This window comes from Acidovorax sp. NB1, from assembly GCF_005405905.1.
In the GTDB taxonomy this organism is placed as follows: Bacteria; Pseudomonadota; Gammaproteobacteria; order Burkholderiales; family Burkholderiaceae_C; genus Acidovorax.
In genome coordinates this window covers 42,473-55,442 of sequence record NZ_BJHU01000003.1, presented here as the reverse complement: position 1 = coordinate 55,442, position 12,970 = coordinate 42,473, and the positions used below count along the sequence as shown (strand labels likewise).

General features: G+C 63.1%; 15 protein-coding genes. 5 read left to right on the top strand and 10 right to left on the bottom strand.

The annotated features are described in order from the left end of the window. Nucleotides 1–15: 15 nt before the first annotated feature. The 4 genes from AvAM_RS00400 to AvAM_RS00385 are packed head-to-tail and all read right to left on the bottom strand — an operon-like array spanning nucleotide 16 to nucleotide 2,707. On the bottom strand, nucleotides 16–537 hold the full coding sequence (locus tag AvAM_RS00400; protein ID WP_171012095.1) for a low molecular weight protein-tyrosine-phosphatase: 522 nt from the start codon (nucleotides 535–537) through the stop codon (nucleotides 16–18). A 20-nt stretch (nucleotides 538–557) separates the two neighbouring features. Continuing rightward, complete coding sequence (locus tag AvAM_RS00395; protein ID WP_137745243.1) at nucleotides 558–1,247, bottom strand: glutathione S-transferase family protein; 690 nt, start codon at nucleotides 1,245–1,247, stop codon at nucleotides 558–560. 18 nt (nucleotides 1,248–1,265) lie between these two features. Further along, nucleotides 1,266–2,015 carry a response regulator gene (locus AvAM_RS00390; RefSeq protein WP_137745242.1) on the bottom strand — a complete coding sequence of 250 codons (750 nt, stop codon included), beginning with the start codon at nucleotides 2,013–2,015 and terminating at the stop codon, nucleotides 1,266–1,268. Next, on the bottom strand, nucleotides 2,012–2,707 hold the full coding sequence (locus AvAM_RS00385) for a response regulator (protein ID WP_137745241.1): 696 nt from the start codon (nucleotides 2,705–2,707) through the stop codon (nucleotides 2,012–2,014). Before AvAM_RS00385 ends, AvAM_RS00390 begins: the two co-directional genes overlap by 4 nt. A 145-nt stretch (nucleotides 2,708–2,852) precedes the next feature. Here AvAM_RS00385 and AvAM_RS00380 point away from each other — a divergent pair, with 145 nt between their 5' ends. From AvAM_RS00380 to AvAM_RS00365, 4 genes are all read left to right on the top strand, one after another. Then, nucleotides 2,853–3,224 (top strand): response regulator transcription factor, encoded by a 372-nt coding sequence (locus AvAM_RS00380; RefSeq protein WP_137745240.1) that lies wholly within the window; start codon nucleotides 2,853–2,855, stop codon nucleotides 3,222–3,224. After that, nucleotides 3,224–3,997, top strand: a complete 774-nt coding sequence (locus tag AvAM_RS00375) for an HD-GYP domain-containing protein (protein ID WP_137745239.1) — start codon at nucleotides 3,224–3,226, stop codon at nucleotides 3,995–3,997. The genes AvAM_RS00380 and AvAM_RS00375 overlap by 1 nt, the downstream gene beginning before the upstream one ends. Before the next feature lie 43 nt (nucleotides 3,998–4,040). Continuing rightward, entirely contained in the window at nucleotides 4,041–4,841 is an 801-nt protein-coding gene (locus tag AvAM_RS00370; protein WP_137745238.1) for an ABC transporter substrate-binding protein, read from the top strand. 68 nt (nucleotides 4,842–4,909) lie between these two features. After that, nucleotides 4,910–7,387, top strand: a complete 2,478-nt coding sequence (locus AvAM_RS00365) for a PAS domain S-box protein (protein WP_249367845.1) — start codon at nucleotides 4,910–4,912, stop codon at nucleotides 7,385–7,387. A 115-nt stretch (nucleotides 7,388–7,502) separates the two neighbouring features. Here AvAM_RS00365 and AvAM_RS00360 read toward each other — a convergent pair whose 3' ends face one another. Next, a complete protein-coding gene (locus tag AvAM_RS00360) occupies nucleotides 7,503–8,384 on the bottom strand; it encodes an N-formylglutamate amidohydrolase (RefSeq protein WP_137745236.1) in 882 nt (293 codons plus the stop codon). A 2-nt stretch (nucleotides 8,385–8,386) separates the two neighbouring features. Then, nucleotides 8,387–9,385: a tripartite tricarboxylate transporter substrate binding protein BugE gene (locus AvAM_RS00355; RefSeq protein WP_137745235.1), complete on the bottom strand. Its 999-nt coding sequence runs from the start codon at nucleotides 9,383–9,385 to the stop codon at nucleotides 8,387–8,389. Between the two features lie 146 nt (nucleotides 9,386–9,531). Between AvAM_RS00355 and AvAM_RS00350 the strand changes: the two genes are divergently transcribed. Next, the gene (locus AvAM_RS00350) at nucleotides 9,532–10,446 is read left to right on the top strand and encodes a LysR substrate-binding domain-containing protein (RefSeq protein ID WP_137745234.1); all 915 of its coding nucleotides are present in this window, start codon (nucleotides 9,532–9,534) and stop codon (nucleotides 10,444–10,446) included. 97 nt (nucleotides 10,447–10,543) lie between these two features. On the opposite strand, the gene AvAM_RS25565 is transcribed toward AvAM_RS00350, so the two are convergent. The 4 genes from AvAM_RS25565 to AvAM_RS00335 form a co-directional block, all read right to left on the bottom strand. Next, nucleotides 10,544–10,714 (bottom strand): hypothetical protein, encoded by a 171-nt coding sequence (locus AvAM_RS25565; RefSeq protein WP_162995995.1) that lies wholly within the window; start codon nucleotides 10,712–10,714, stop codon nucleotides 10,544–10,546. A gap of 191 nt (nucleotides 10,715–10,905) precedes the next feature. Then, nucleotides 10,906–11,187, bottom strand: a complete 282-nt coding sequence (locus AvAM_RS26085; RefSeq protein ID WP_307722873.1) for a hypothetical protein — start codon at nucleotides 11,185–11,187, stop codon at nucleotides 10,906–10,908. Between the two features lie 298 nt (nucleotides 11,188–11,485). Then, nucleotides 11,486–12,454, bottom strand: a complete 969-nt coding sequence (locus tag AvAM_RS00340) for an MBL fold metallo-hydrolase (protein WP_137745232.1) — start codon at nucleotides 12,452–12,454, stop codon at nucleotides 11,486–11,488. Nucleotides 12,455–12,591: 137 nt separating this feature from the next. Then, nucleotides 12,592–12,960, bottom strand: coding sequence for a hypothetical protein (locus tag AvAM_RS00335; protein WP_137745231.1), 369 nt, complete (start codon nucleotides 12,958–12,960; stop codon nucleotides 12,592–12,594). Nucleotides 12,961–12,970 lie beyond the last annotated feature (10 nt).

The following is a 12,970-nucleotide window of genomic DNA, read 5'->3' as shown; positions in this document are numbered from 1 at the left end:
CTCCGGGCTTCAGTGTCAGTGCTGCACTGGTGGCATCTGCGCCTGCGCCTGCAGCTGCCGCCGCACATGCCTGAGTAACCCTTCGCAGGCGTCTTCCACCAGGTCCAGCACCTCCTCAAAGCCCTGGCTGCCGCCGTAGTACGGGTCGGGCACTACCGGGCTGTCGAAGCGCAGGCAAAACTCGGTCAGGCGCCGCAGCTTGTGGGCATGCTCTGGCGGGCACTGGTCTTGGGCCAAGGCCAGGTTGTCCCAGTCCATCGCCAGGATCAGGTCGTGGCGGGCGAAGTCGGCATCTGTGATCTGGCGTGCTCGCAGGTCCGACAGGTCATAGCCGCGCTGTACCGCGTGGCGCCGGGTGCGGTGATCTGGCGCTTCGCCCGGGTGGTAGTTGTGGGTACCCGCCGAGTCCACCTGCACCTGGTTTGCCAAGCCACTGTGAATCATCTTGTGCCGGAACACGCCGTGGGCCGTGGGGCTGCGGCAGATGTTGCCCATGCACACAAAAAGCACCGAATAGGTGGCGATGCGATCCTGCATGTCTTTGGCCCCGGCAGTGTTCAAGCAGATATGACCACCGGGCCACCTTTGGCGATGCCGCGCTGGTAGGCGGGGCGGGCTTCCATGCGCTGCTTGAAGGCCAGCAAGTGGGGGCTGGCGCTGGTGTCGTTGGCGCGGGACAGCAGGGCCTCCACGGCAAAGCTCATCTGGAAGTCGGCCATGGTGAGGTGTTCGCCCGCAAACCAGCGGTGGGTGGCCAGGTGCGCCTCGATGAAAGCCAGTGCACCGTCCACGTTGGGGTCGATGAGCTTCTTCTGTACCGTGCCGCACAACTGGCGCGCAATGGGTTTCACGAAGAAAGGCATGGGCTGGGTGGGGATGGTCATGAACACCAGCTTCATCACCAGCCAGTTCATGAGCGAGCCCTCGGCATAGTGCATCCAGAAGCGGCACTGGCGGTGTTCGGGCGTGCGCAGTGCAGGCTGCAAGTGGGCCAGGTCACCGCTGGCTTGGGCACCGTAGGTCTCCACCAGGTATTCGATGATCGTGCCCGACTCGGCAATCACTTCGCCACCGTCGGTGATCACTGGCGATTTGCCCAGCGGGTGGATCTTCTTCAGCGCTGGCGGTGCCAGCTTGGTGGCCTTGTCGCGTTGGTAGATCTTGAGTTCATACGGCACCCCCAGTTCTTCCAGGAGCCAGAGAATGCGCTGCGATCGCGAGGTTTCGAGGTGGTGGAGGGTGATCATGGTGTGATCCTGTGCGGGTTATTGGAGCTGGGTGAGGAATGCGCGCAGCTTGCCCCAATGGTCCAGGCAATGGAGGGGATCGGGCTGGGCGGCGGCGTTCTCCAGCTGGCGTGCCCGCACGCTCTGTGTGGGGTGCCCCAGGGTCAGCAACACCGTGGCCAGGCTATGCGCCAGACGGCGCAGGGCGGGCCAGTCCTGTGCGGCGCAGGCCGCATCACCTTGCCGCACATCGTTGGGGAACTGCTGCAAGCAACTGGCGCGGTAGGCCTTGAACAGGAATTCGTCCCCCGCAAAGTGGGTGGCAATCGCTTCTGCCTCGGCCTGGGCCGTGGTTTCCGCATGGGCCGAGGTGCGGATGGTTCCGTCGGTAGGTTGGCTGGTTGGTGAGGGCGCGGGCAGCGCCAGGGCGTCGCGCACGCAGTCTTCCAGCTCCATCACCGAGGTGGGTTTGGACAACATGCGCCAGACCTTCATGGCGCTCAGCTGGTCGCGCACATCCGGCGTCAGGCCCGCGCTGAAAACGGCCACGGGGATGGGGTGGCCGGGGACTGGCTCATGCAGCAGCCGTTGCACCAGGTCAATGCCGGACTCTCCGGGCAGCATGAGGTCGGTGATGATGAGCCGCGTGTCGTGGGCCTGCAGCGCCTGCATGGCGTCGCGCACATTGGTACAGGTGACCAGCTCGATGGGAAGCTCTTCCAGGGCCAGTTGCACAAAGCGTGCAATGGAGGCGTCGTCTTCGACCAGCAGGACCCGGGGCGGATTCATGAAGGCACCTGGCCCGGTGGCAGGCAGGCCGCGAGGGCGGCGGGTAACTCGGCCACCAGCCGGGGCTTGTGGATCACTTTCACGCCCTGCAGGGCAAATGCATAGGGCTCGCGCTGCGATTCGTCCAGCGAGGTGACAACGATGAGGTGGCTGCGCGCAAACTGCGGGTGAGAACGTAGGGTGGTGATCAAGGTGGCCCCGTCGATGCCGGGCAGCAGGATGTCAACAATGAGCACATCCGGCTGGATCTGTCCGTACAGCGCCAGGCCCGTGATCCCGTCGTTGGCCACTTGCAGCGCCGCTGCCGGAAAGTGCTGCTTCACGATAAGCCCCAGCAGATTCTGGAAATGGACCGAGTCTTCAATCAGCAGGATCTGCGGTGTGTGTGCGGGCGCTGGAGCGGCAGCCGTCCTGGGGGGCACCGGGAGGGGGGCAACGGCAGCTGTAGATGCTGCGGGGGAGGGCGAGGGCGGAGTGCCGCCAGCTCCGGCTAGGCCGTGGGCGCTGGCCCAGCGTTCTACCGAGGCCCGGGATATCCGCCGGTGTCCGCCGGGGGTCTTCCAGGCCTCCAGTTCGTTGCGGTCCACCATCAGCTGGACCGAGCGCACGGCCATACCCAGGATCTTGGCGACTTCCAGTGTGGTGTAGTGATCCGGCACCTGGCGCTCCGGTGGATATTTGTCAGATTGCATAGATCCCGCATTTTGACGGGTTTTTCTGTTGGAGATCTCTTGTATTTGATAAAAATGATTGATATGATTCAATCAATCGCAAAAAATCACCTGAAGTCGCGTTTTTTTGCTCCCAATTGATTCATGTCCTGGAAAGGGGCCCGCTGTGAAGAAGATCCTCATCGTTGAAGACCATATGGATATCCGCAAGCTGCTCAAGATGACGCTGGAATTTGATGACTTCGAGATCCATGAAGCTGCCACCGGCGATGCCGGGTGGGTACTGGCCCGCGAACTGCAGCCCGACATCGTGCTGCTGGATGTGATGATGCCGGGCGCCTTGAATGGTCTGGATGTATGCCGTCGCATCAAATCCGATCCTGAGATGCGGCACACCAAGGTCATCATGCTCACGGCACGGGTGCAGTCCGAAGACAGGGCCGCAGGTTTCGTTGCCGGTGCGGATGACTACCTGATGAAGCCCTTCAGCACCTTGCAGGTCCTGGAGACGATCTACCGCATGGAGGCGGCACTGTGATGCTGGCCGCTCTTGTTGACCCTGCGCCCCAGACAGAAGAAGGGGTGCGCTGTTTCGACGAAGCCGCCGCAGCGCAGATGGAGCGTTTTGTGGACGACTTCGGCCGAATGTACCGCGAGCGCAACGAAGCCCTGCGCGAAGTCACCCGCGCTCACCACGAAGCCTTGTTGCACCTGTCAGCGGCAGCCGATCTCAAGGACGATGACACGGGCATACACATCGTGCGCATCGGCTACCTCGCAGAAGCGCTGGCTTTGGCGCTGGGGCAAACAGTGGGTTTTGCCCGCATGCTGCGCAAGGCAGCGCCTATGCACGATGTCGGCAAGATTGGCACACCCGACAGCGTGCTCAAGAAACCCGGCAAGCTGACCCCTGAGGAGCGAGAGATCATGAACGGCCATGCCGCCATGGGGGCGCAGATACTGGGGCGTTCTCGTATCCCGGTGTTCCGCATGGCCGCGGAGGTGGCGTTGACACACCATGAACGTTTTGACGGCGCAGGGTATCCGGCGGGGCTCGCCGCGGATGCCATTCCGCTGTCTGGTCGTATCACGGCTGTGGTCGATTTTTTTGACGCGCTGACCATGGACCGTGTTTACCGCCCCGCCTTCAGTGTGGCGGAGGCGCTGGAGATGCTGAAGGCAGAGCGGGGCCGTGCCTTCGATCCGGCGGTGGTGGATGCCTTCCTGGCGCATGCCGAGGACATCAATGCCCTGCGCTGCCGGATCACGCAGGAGTGTCCTTCTTTCGATTCGCTGATTGACTCGCCCTAGGGCGAAACATGTGCTGTAAACAACCGAAATTCAAGGAGTTCGTATGCTGATGTCTGGTGTGAGTCGATGGAGCGTAGCCGCGGGCCTGTGCATGGCCTTGGTCGCCCCAAGTGCCGCTGCGGGCCCGGTGCTGGATCGTGTGCAGGGCCAGGCCCTGGTGAAGGTCTGCATCTGGCCAGACTACTATGGGGTGACATATCGCCACCCGCGCACCCAGGAGCTGGCGGGTATCGACATCGAGCTGTCGGCAGAGTTGGGGCGCGATCTCAAGGCCAAAGTCGAATACGTGGAGTCTTCATTCGCAACGCTGATCGAAGATTTGCGTCAAGACCGCTGCGATGTTGCGATGTTTGCCGTTGGCATGCTGCCCCAGCGCATGGAAAAACTCGCGTTCACGCAGCCCTACATGCAAAGCGACATCTATGCTGTCACCACCAAAAGCAACGTGGTGGTCAAACAATGGGCTGATATCGACAAGCCTGGCGTGATGGTGGCCGTTCAGGCAGGCACGTTCATGGAGCCCATCATGGCTCAGCGCCTCAGGAGTGCAACCATGGTGAAAATCAGCCCCCCCGCAACCCGGGAGCGTGAACTGGTCGCAGGGCGCGTGGATGTGTTCATGACCGACTACCCCTACAGCAGACGCTTGCTGGACAACGCGGACTGGGCCCGGCTGATCGAACCTTCGGAGCCCTTCTCCGTGCTCCCTTACGCTTATGCGGTCAAGCAAGGGGATGCCGCTTGGCTCGCAGCTGTGGATGCCTTTGTCTCTCGCATAAAGGCAGACGGTCGGCTTCTACGCGCTGCGAGCCACCATAGCCTCAAATCGATCGTGGTGCGCTGATGGGCCTCAAGCGCCATCTGGAGCATTTGTCCATGAGGTCTGTTTCGTGGATATCGCATGCAAGCACCATGGTCCTGGTGGTGGGGGCACTCGCTGCGCTCGCGAGTCTTCTTGCCGTAGGGGCGTTGGCTGTGAATGACTTTCGAAGTGCCCGGGCCAATGACCTGTCGCATGCCACGATGCTGGCCCGCATCCTGGAGGACCAGGCCACCCGAACCTTCGAGACCGCGGAGTTGGCGCTGGAGGCGCTGGCTATTGCACCTGCGCTGGGGTCGGTGGCGGCGGACCCCCGGCGGATGGAAGAAGCTTTGACCCAGGCGTTGACGGGCTTGTCGTTTCTGCGCAGCCTGGCGGTGGTAGACGCCGGCGGCCGCATAGTGGCCAGTACGCAGAAGGGGGATGCGGAAACGTTTGTGGACATGTCCCGGCTCGGAGGCAAGGCTACCCTCGGGCGCAGTGTTCTGGGACCATTGACCCCCGGACGCAGCCTGCAGGCAATCCGTCTTCATGGAGCTGCTGCACCGGCACCGGCTGGCGTGGCGTTCGTACCGATGCTGTACAGCTACAAGAACGAAGCCGGGCACGAGTTGACATTGATCGCTTTGGTCAACCCGGATTCGCTCTCAAATTTTCAGCATCTGACGCTGGAGACAGACAGCTTCGATTCAGTGGTGACCTCTTACGGGGGGCAGGTTCTTGCTACTTCCGGGCCCGCTGCTGGACACGTCGGGACCTGGGTTAACCAGCGCGTCCCCGTGTTCACGCATTACCTGCCGGGCCAAGAACACGCGGCCTACCTTGGCGCGGGTGTGTTGGGCGAGGACCAGATCGTCGGCTTTCGCGTTTCGGGCACCAAGCCGCTGTTGGTCATTGTTGAAGAATCCTCGCGCAGTGCTGTGCAGCGCTGGTTGCGGGAGGCACGTGCCTTGCTGGGCATTGGCATTGCGCTGGTTTTGCTGGTAATTGGCTTGACTTTTGTGGTGTGGCGAAGTGTGAGAACCCGCGAGTTTGCGCGCCGTGCGCTGGATGCGGCGCATGCCCGTGTAGCCCGCAATGAGCGGGAACTTTCAGTCCTAATGCGCAGTGTGCAGGAGTTGATCTTTCGCACCGATGCCGATGGTGTCATTACCTATGTCAATGCCCATTGGACGGCCTTTACGGGAGATGCAACAACGCGTGCCAAGGGGCAGAATTTGCGGGACGTTGTGGCCCCCTTGAGCCGCGCCGACCTTGCCAGGATACTGAATCCCATTTCCGCCGACGGGGTGCGTACATGCCAGGTCGTGCTGAATGTGGGTGAGGGCAAGGAGATGATGCTGCAGCTCGCTGTGGTCCCGTTGCTTTCTGACGGACGTGTAACCGGCTTTGCAGGCAGCGCAGTGGATGTGACTGAACGTTGGGTCGCGCAGCAGCAGTTGCATGCTCAGTTGGCGTTTCAGGACTTGTTGCTGGAAACCAACCCGCTTCCGATCTCGGTCACCGATGAGCAGGGGCGATTCATATTGGTCAACAAGGCCTGGGAGCAATACAAAGGGCGGCAGCGCGCAACCGTGCTGGGTCGGGAATTCGTATCCGTCCTTCCACCTGATGAGGCCAAGGTGCACCAGTCCTCCAACGTCCAGTTGCTGCGCTGGGGTGGGCGGGCCTTGTTGGACACCAAGGTTCGCCACGGGGACGGATCGCGGCGTGACACGCGTATCGCCAAGGCGGCGATTGAAGACGAGCATGGCCGGGTGACGGGTGTGCTCAGCATCCTGATGGACGTGAGTGAGTTCCGCGAGGCCGAGCGTGCGACCCAGGAGGCACGTGATGCTGCCGAAGAGGCGTCGCGGGCCAAGTCGGAGTTTGTGGCCAACATGAGCCATGAACTGCGTACCCCACTGCAGTCCATCCTGGGTTTCGCCGAGCTGGGCATGTTGCGCGGGCGTGCGCAGCCCAAGCTAGCGGGAATGTTTGAAGACATTCATCTTGCGGGCAAGCGCATGCTGACGCTGGTCAACGACCTGCTGGAGGTTTCGAAGCTGGAGAGCACGGTGGGGACCTTCCACCTGGAGCGCATCGACCTGCGTGGCGTGGTGCGCCCGGTCATCCGCGAGCTGGAGCCCCTCTTGGAGCGCAGCCACTTGATGATGGATATGGACATGTCCGATACGCCCCTGGTGGCTAAGGCCGATCCACTGCGTTTTCAGCAGGTGATTCGGAACGTGGTCGCCAACGCCATCAAGTTTTCGCCTCCGGGAAGCACGATCACGCTGCAGGGCTTCATGGACCCGCAGGGCCAGGCCCACGTGGTGGTGCAGGACGAGGGGCCAGGAATCCCGGAGTCCGAAATCGAAACTATTTTCGAGGCGTTTGTGCAGTCGAGCAAAACCAAGGATGGCTCGGGGGGCACCGGTCTGGGGCTGGCCATCTGCCGCAAGATCGTCGAGGCGATGGGGGGGCAGATTTATGCGCGCAACGTGCCGGCCAGTGGTGCGGCGTTCCACATCATCCTGCCAGCCCGAGGGCAGGCGGAAACCATGCCCGCACCCCTCGGACTGGAATAGTCGATCAGTGGCCATGCACCCACTTCCAAGCTTTTTTGCAGACGGATGGTCTGTCGGTGTTGCTCCTACCGGGGCCGACTAGGGGTAAACCGGTGCCGCTTGCCAGGACTCTTGTTCAGCATTCTTGCCGTACGGCAGAGTGATCCCGAAGGTAGCAGGCAATGGCCTGCAATACGCCAGTGAGATCGCGCTGCACGGTGCCGAACTGGGCGTTGCGCTCCCGGCTGGTTTCGTCCATGTAGATCGGTCGCCGGATTTCCACTTGCATGCTGTGCCGCTGGCGCCCGGGCTGGCCGATGTGGGCAATGAGCTGTACGCCTTTGTAGGGGTCGTTCCGGGCCACGGTGTACCCCCGGGCCTTGAGTTCCCGCTCCACCAGGTCCACGAACGCCGGTTCGCAGGTGGTGCCGTCGCGGTCGCCCAGCACGAAGTCAGCCAGTGGGTGGGTGTTCTGGATCTGCAACCGCTCGTAGGCGTTGTTGGGCATGGAGTGCAGGTTCAGGTGCCAGACGGCGCCGAACCGCGCATGGGTTTGTTCAATGGCGGTGGCGAGTGCCGTGTGGTAGGGCTGATAGCAGCGTGTGATGCGCCTCTGCACCTCGGCCACCGGGAGTTTGCGGGCATAGATGGGGGTGGTGGCGTTCACATTGCGCCAGATGAGGCCGTATCCCAGGCGGGTTTTCTCGCTGGGGGCGAGAGGGGTGGGCCAGGGCGCGTCCAGCAATTCCGGGTCCAGGTCGTCCAGTGTGCGGTTGGCATCGATGTAGCTGCGCGGGAAATGCGCCGCCAGCAAGGTGGCGCCCACATCCGGTGCGGCCTGCCAGAGGGCCTCCACATGCGTGTCCTCGGCAGCGCGCAGCAGCGCGCGCGGGACCGCGTGGCCGAAGTCATCCGGGTAGGTGGTGCCGCTGTGCGGGGAGTCGCAGACCAGTGGGATGGAGGGCGCCACTGGGGTCCGAAGGGTGAATGCAGATGACCCGCCGTGCAAGTGCTCCATGTTCATTCTGCAGCCAGCTTGGCGACCTTTGCCACACGTGCATAGCGGTCCAGCGCCTGCTGGATCTGCACACCAAACTGTGCGGGCGTGCCGGGAATCAACGTGGCGCCCGCCTCGTTCATCTTCTTGATGAAGTCGGGCTGTTTCATGGCGGCATGAATCGCCTGGTTGAGCCGGTTGACCACCGGGGCGGGCGTACCAGCCGGAGCTACCACGCCGAACCAGCCCCCCGAGCCCATTTCCTTGAAGCCCAGCTCGCCGTAAGTCGGCACGTCGGGCAGCAGGGCAGAGCGGCTCTCGGACAGCACTGCCAGGGCGCGCAAACGCCCTGACTTGATATGGGGCAGGGCCGAAGGCAGGTTGTCGGTGATGCCATCGACTTGGCCTGCCACGGCGTCGTTGAGCGCCATGCCTGCGCCCTTGTAGGGGACATGCAGAAGCCGGATCTGCGCCAGACTGGAGAAGTGTTCGACATTCGCGTGTCCCAGCGAGCCTGTGCCTGGCGAGCCGAAGGTGTACTTGTCGGGGTTGGCCCTGGCCAGCGCGATGAACTCCTGCATGGTCCTGGCGGGGAAGTTTGCGTGCACCGCGAACACGCTGGGCACGGTGGCCACATTGGAGATGGGGGCGAAGTCCTTCACAGCGTCGTATTTCATGCGGCTGCCGTAGGCCGCTGCGTTGGAGCCATGCGTGCTCATGGTGGCCATGCCCAGGGTGTAGCCATCGGCGCGTGATTTGGCCACCTGCTCCATGCCCAGTGACCCGCCGGCGCCCGCCTTGTTCTCCACCACGATGGGCTGGCCCAGTTCGCGGCTTGCAAACTCGGCAATCAGCCGTGCCGCCAGGTCTGTGGAGCCGCTGGGCGCGAAAGGAACGATCAGCTTGATGGGGCGGTCTGGGTAAGCTGCCTGCGCCTGGACTGCACCGCTCCATGGTGCGAGTGCCAGTGCCAGCAACGCAGCGCGCCGGGCAAGTGAGAAAGGGGTGTGGGTGGTGGCCATGGTGGTCGGATGGATGGATGACACGCCTAGTCTCTGGGGAACGGCCTGTACCGGCAAACGACAGTCTGGCACTCTCGCATTACCATTGGTCATACAAACAGTTGGCCGCCCACTGTTTTCCGTGTCTTTTCACATTCCGCCACACCATGCGCCTTCACTCGCCGTCCATGTCCGAGCTGCATGCTTTTGTCACGGTGGTGCGTACGGGCAGCTTCTCGCGGGCGGCTGAGGAGCTGTGCGTGACCCAGGGCGCCATCAGTCGCGCTGTGGCGCGCTTGGAGGGCCACTACGGCAAGGTGTTGCTGAGGCGCAGCGCGCACCAGATGGTGCTCACCCAGTCGGGAGCGCAGTTGCTGGAGGCTGTGCGGGAGCCCTTGGCCGCCATTGAAGCGGCCAGCGAGGCGCTGAGGGTTGGCCCCTCGCAGACCACCGAGCTGGTCCTGTCGGTGGTGCCGACGCTGGCCAGTGTGTGGCTGGTGCCTCGCCTGCCGGATTTTCAGGCGCGGCATCCGCAGGTGCGTGTGCGCTTTGTCCCCTATCGCAAGGACGAGGATTTTTCTGGTCCTACGCCGCATGCCGCCATCCTGACGGGCCTCGGGCCATCCCAGTGGCCTGCCTGGGAGTGCGACTACCTGATTGGCCGCGAAGTGGTGCCCGTGTGCCATCCTGCGCGGGCTGCCAGGCAGCGCTGGCAGCACCCCGCCGACCTGATGGCCGAATCCTTGCTTGCCCACTCCACTTCTCCCAGCAACTGGGCGCATTGGCTGCATGCCGCTGGGGCTGGTGAGGTGGTGCCCGAACTCTCGACGGTGTTCGACCAGGTTTCCATCCTGATCCAGGCGGCCATGGCCGATATGGGAGTGGCGCTGGTGCAGCGCTGCCTAGTGCGCGCTGAACTGGATGCGGGCCGTCTCGTCGCGCCGTTTGATCTGCCGATCACCTTGCCGCGCGGATACTTTCTGTGCAGCTTGCCCGGCCGCCATATGGCGGCGAGTCTGCCGGTCTTCCGCCAGTGGCTGCTGGAGATGGCGCGCGAGGATATTGCGTCCATGCCTTCCTAGCGCCGCGCTGGCGGAGTGGGCACACAAAGCAAAAAGCCCTCTCGCGAGGGCTTTTCTGCAAGGTGCCAGCTGCAGCCGGCCCATGGCACACGGGCGATCAGCCGCCCTTCTTGGAGCGCTTGCCAGGGTTCTTCTTGCTACGGGTTGCCACACCGCGCTCCAGGCTCACGCGCTGGCCACGGCCGGGGGTAGCCAGGGTGTAGCCAGGCACGGGCGTAGGGCGGGGGGTGCGCTTGCGGTCTGCTTCGGTGACGATCTTGTTGCCCATGGTAGGTCTCAAAGTTGGTGGAAAAGAGATGGATTTTAGGCCACAGCCGGGTTGCCAGACTTTCAAAGGTGTTTGGTGGGTGTTTTTGCAGTGCCCCTGGCACCACAAAACAGCTGCCCACCCCATGCCCTGGATGGCCGTTCCCTTGCCTGCTCCCTTCGGATCTGCTCGGGCACCGGCAAGCTCTCTGGTCAGGCAGGGATGGCAAGACGTGCCAGTACCTCGGCTTTGCCGCTGGGGTTGGCCCGCAGGATCAGCGCTTCGCCAGAGCTGGTGTTGGCGTTTGCCAGGTCGGACAGCACAAACATGTGGGTGAACCACACCTCAAAACGATTGGGCCGGGAGGACGCCACAGCCAGCGCGGCCCGTAGCTCATGCAGATGGGCAGCACTGGTGGTCCCCGGGCTGCCACGGGGTGACCCGAGCGCTGCCCAGACCTCTGGCGGCCCAAAGGCAAGGGTGGCGCTGTCCACGCAGCGGCACCAGGGGCTCGATAAGACCTTGCTCGGTTGAAGATTTCGCTGCTGAAACCATGCACCTACGCTGCGCGCCTGTGCCCGGCCTTCTTCGCTCAGATTGCGTTGGGTGCTGCAATCACCCAAACAGAATCCGGGGGGATCAAACGTGCCAGGGGCCAGCGAGTGGCGAAAGGCTGCCACCACCCCGCCTTTGCGCAACAAGGTTTCGGCATTGGCGTCTTGTGCCGCCCAACTGCGCAGGCTGGCGAAGGCCAGCCCTGCGCCCAGCACCGCCCTGCGGGCAACACGGGGCTCAGGTGGCTGGCTGGAAGGCATAGCCGTTGCCCGAAACCGCCATCCGGCCGAATGCCGGGAACGGGAAGTGGAAGCCGCCCAGCATGGCGTTGCTGGCGGTGATGCGCGCGAACACATCGCGGCGTACCTTGCGGGCTGCCTCTGCATCCATGTCAAAAGTCACGGCCCAGTCGGGATTGCGGGCAAACAGTGCAGGCACGTTGGTGAGGTCGGCCACATAGAAGAAGTTCTGGCCTGCAGACTTCAGCTCGAACAGTGTGTGGCCCGGAGTGTGGCCGTAGGCGGCCACAGACTGGATGCCCGGCGCAACCTCGGTACCCGCTTCAAACCGCACCAGCTTGTCTGCAGGCATGCTGGCAAAGGTGCGGCGGGCGTTGTCGAATGCGCCTTTCATGCCCGCAGGGGCCGCCGCCATGCGGGCATCATCCATCCAGAAGGCGTGCTCGGCGGCGGGCACCATCACCTTGGCGTTGGGGAAGGTCCATTCGCCTGCCTTGTTGCGCAGGCCGTTGATGTGGTCGCCGTGGTAGTGGCTGATGAGGACGGTGTCGATATCAGAGGCCTGCATGCCTGCAGCGCGCAGGCTCTCCAGCAGCTTGCCGGTGGTGGGGCCGCCAAACTCCCCCAGGCCCGTGTCGATCAGGATCTTGCGCGCACCCGCTACCACCAGGAACGGGGTGTAAGGCACGTCGATATAGTCGGTGGGCAGGCTTTGCGACGCGAGCAGCGCGCGCACTTCAGCCAGCGGCGCGTTCTTCACAAACTCTTCTCCCAGCGGGCGGCGCGTGATGCCATCGTTCAGGGCAATCACCTCCACGTCGCCCACCTTCATGCGGCGGAAACTCGGGCTGGGCAGCGTGGGCATACCGAAATTGGGAGCGTTCTGCGCCCACGCGGGGACAAAGGAGCCCGCTGCGTAAACGGTGGTGGCCAGGCTTGCGCCCAGGAAGTGACGGCGTGACAGCATGAAACTCTCCGGTCTTGAGTTGAACTGATGAGTCGCAACTTTAGCGTTGTCAGAGAGACGATCACGCGCCGCTGCACTAACCTGTGCACAACGTGGGGCTTTTTGCCAGTAACTGGGGTTAACCCCTTGTTGAAGGCCTATTCAATTCCGAAGGCTTCGCGCAGTGCACTGCAAAAGGCCGGGGTTCCGCTGACTGTCAGGGTGATCGTGGTCCTAGTCGGTGCGGGGCTGCCTGCTGCAGCCCGCAGTGGCCCGGTGGCGCCGTCAAACGCCAGCACCAGAGGTGTGCTTACCTCCTGGACACCTTGCAGGTCGTATTGCCACTCGCCCCCGTCTTCTGAGGGGCCGCAGGCATCGGGCCAATGCTGGTGCGCCCAGGCCAGCACGGCGCTGATCTCGGCGTGCAACGCAGGAACCTGCGCGGGCGACACGCTCGCCATGGCATCAAAGGTGCCCACGCCTTCGGCATCTTCGCTGTAGTCAAAATCCAGGTAGTTCAGGTTCATGTTTTTCATT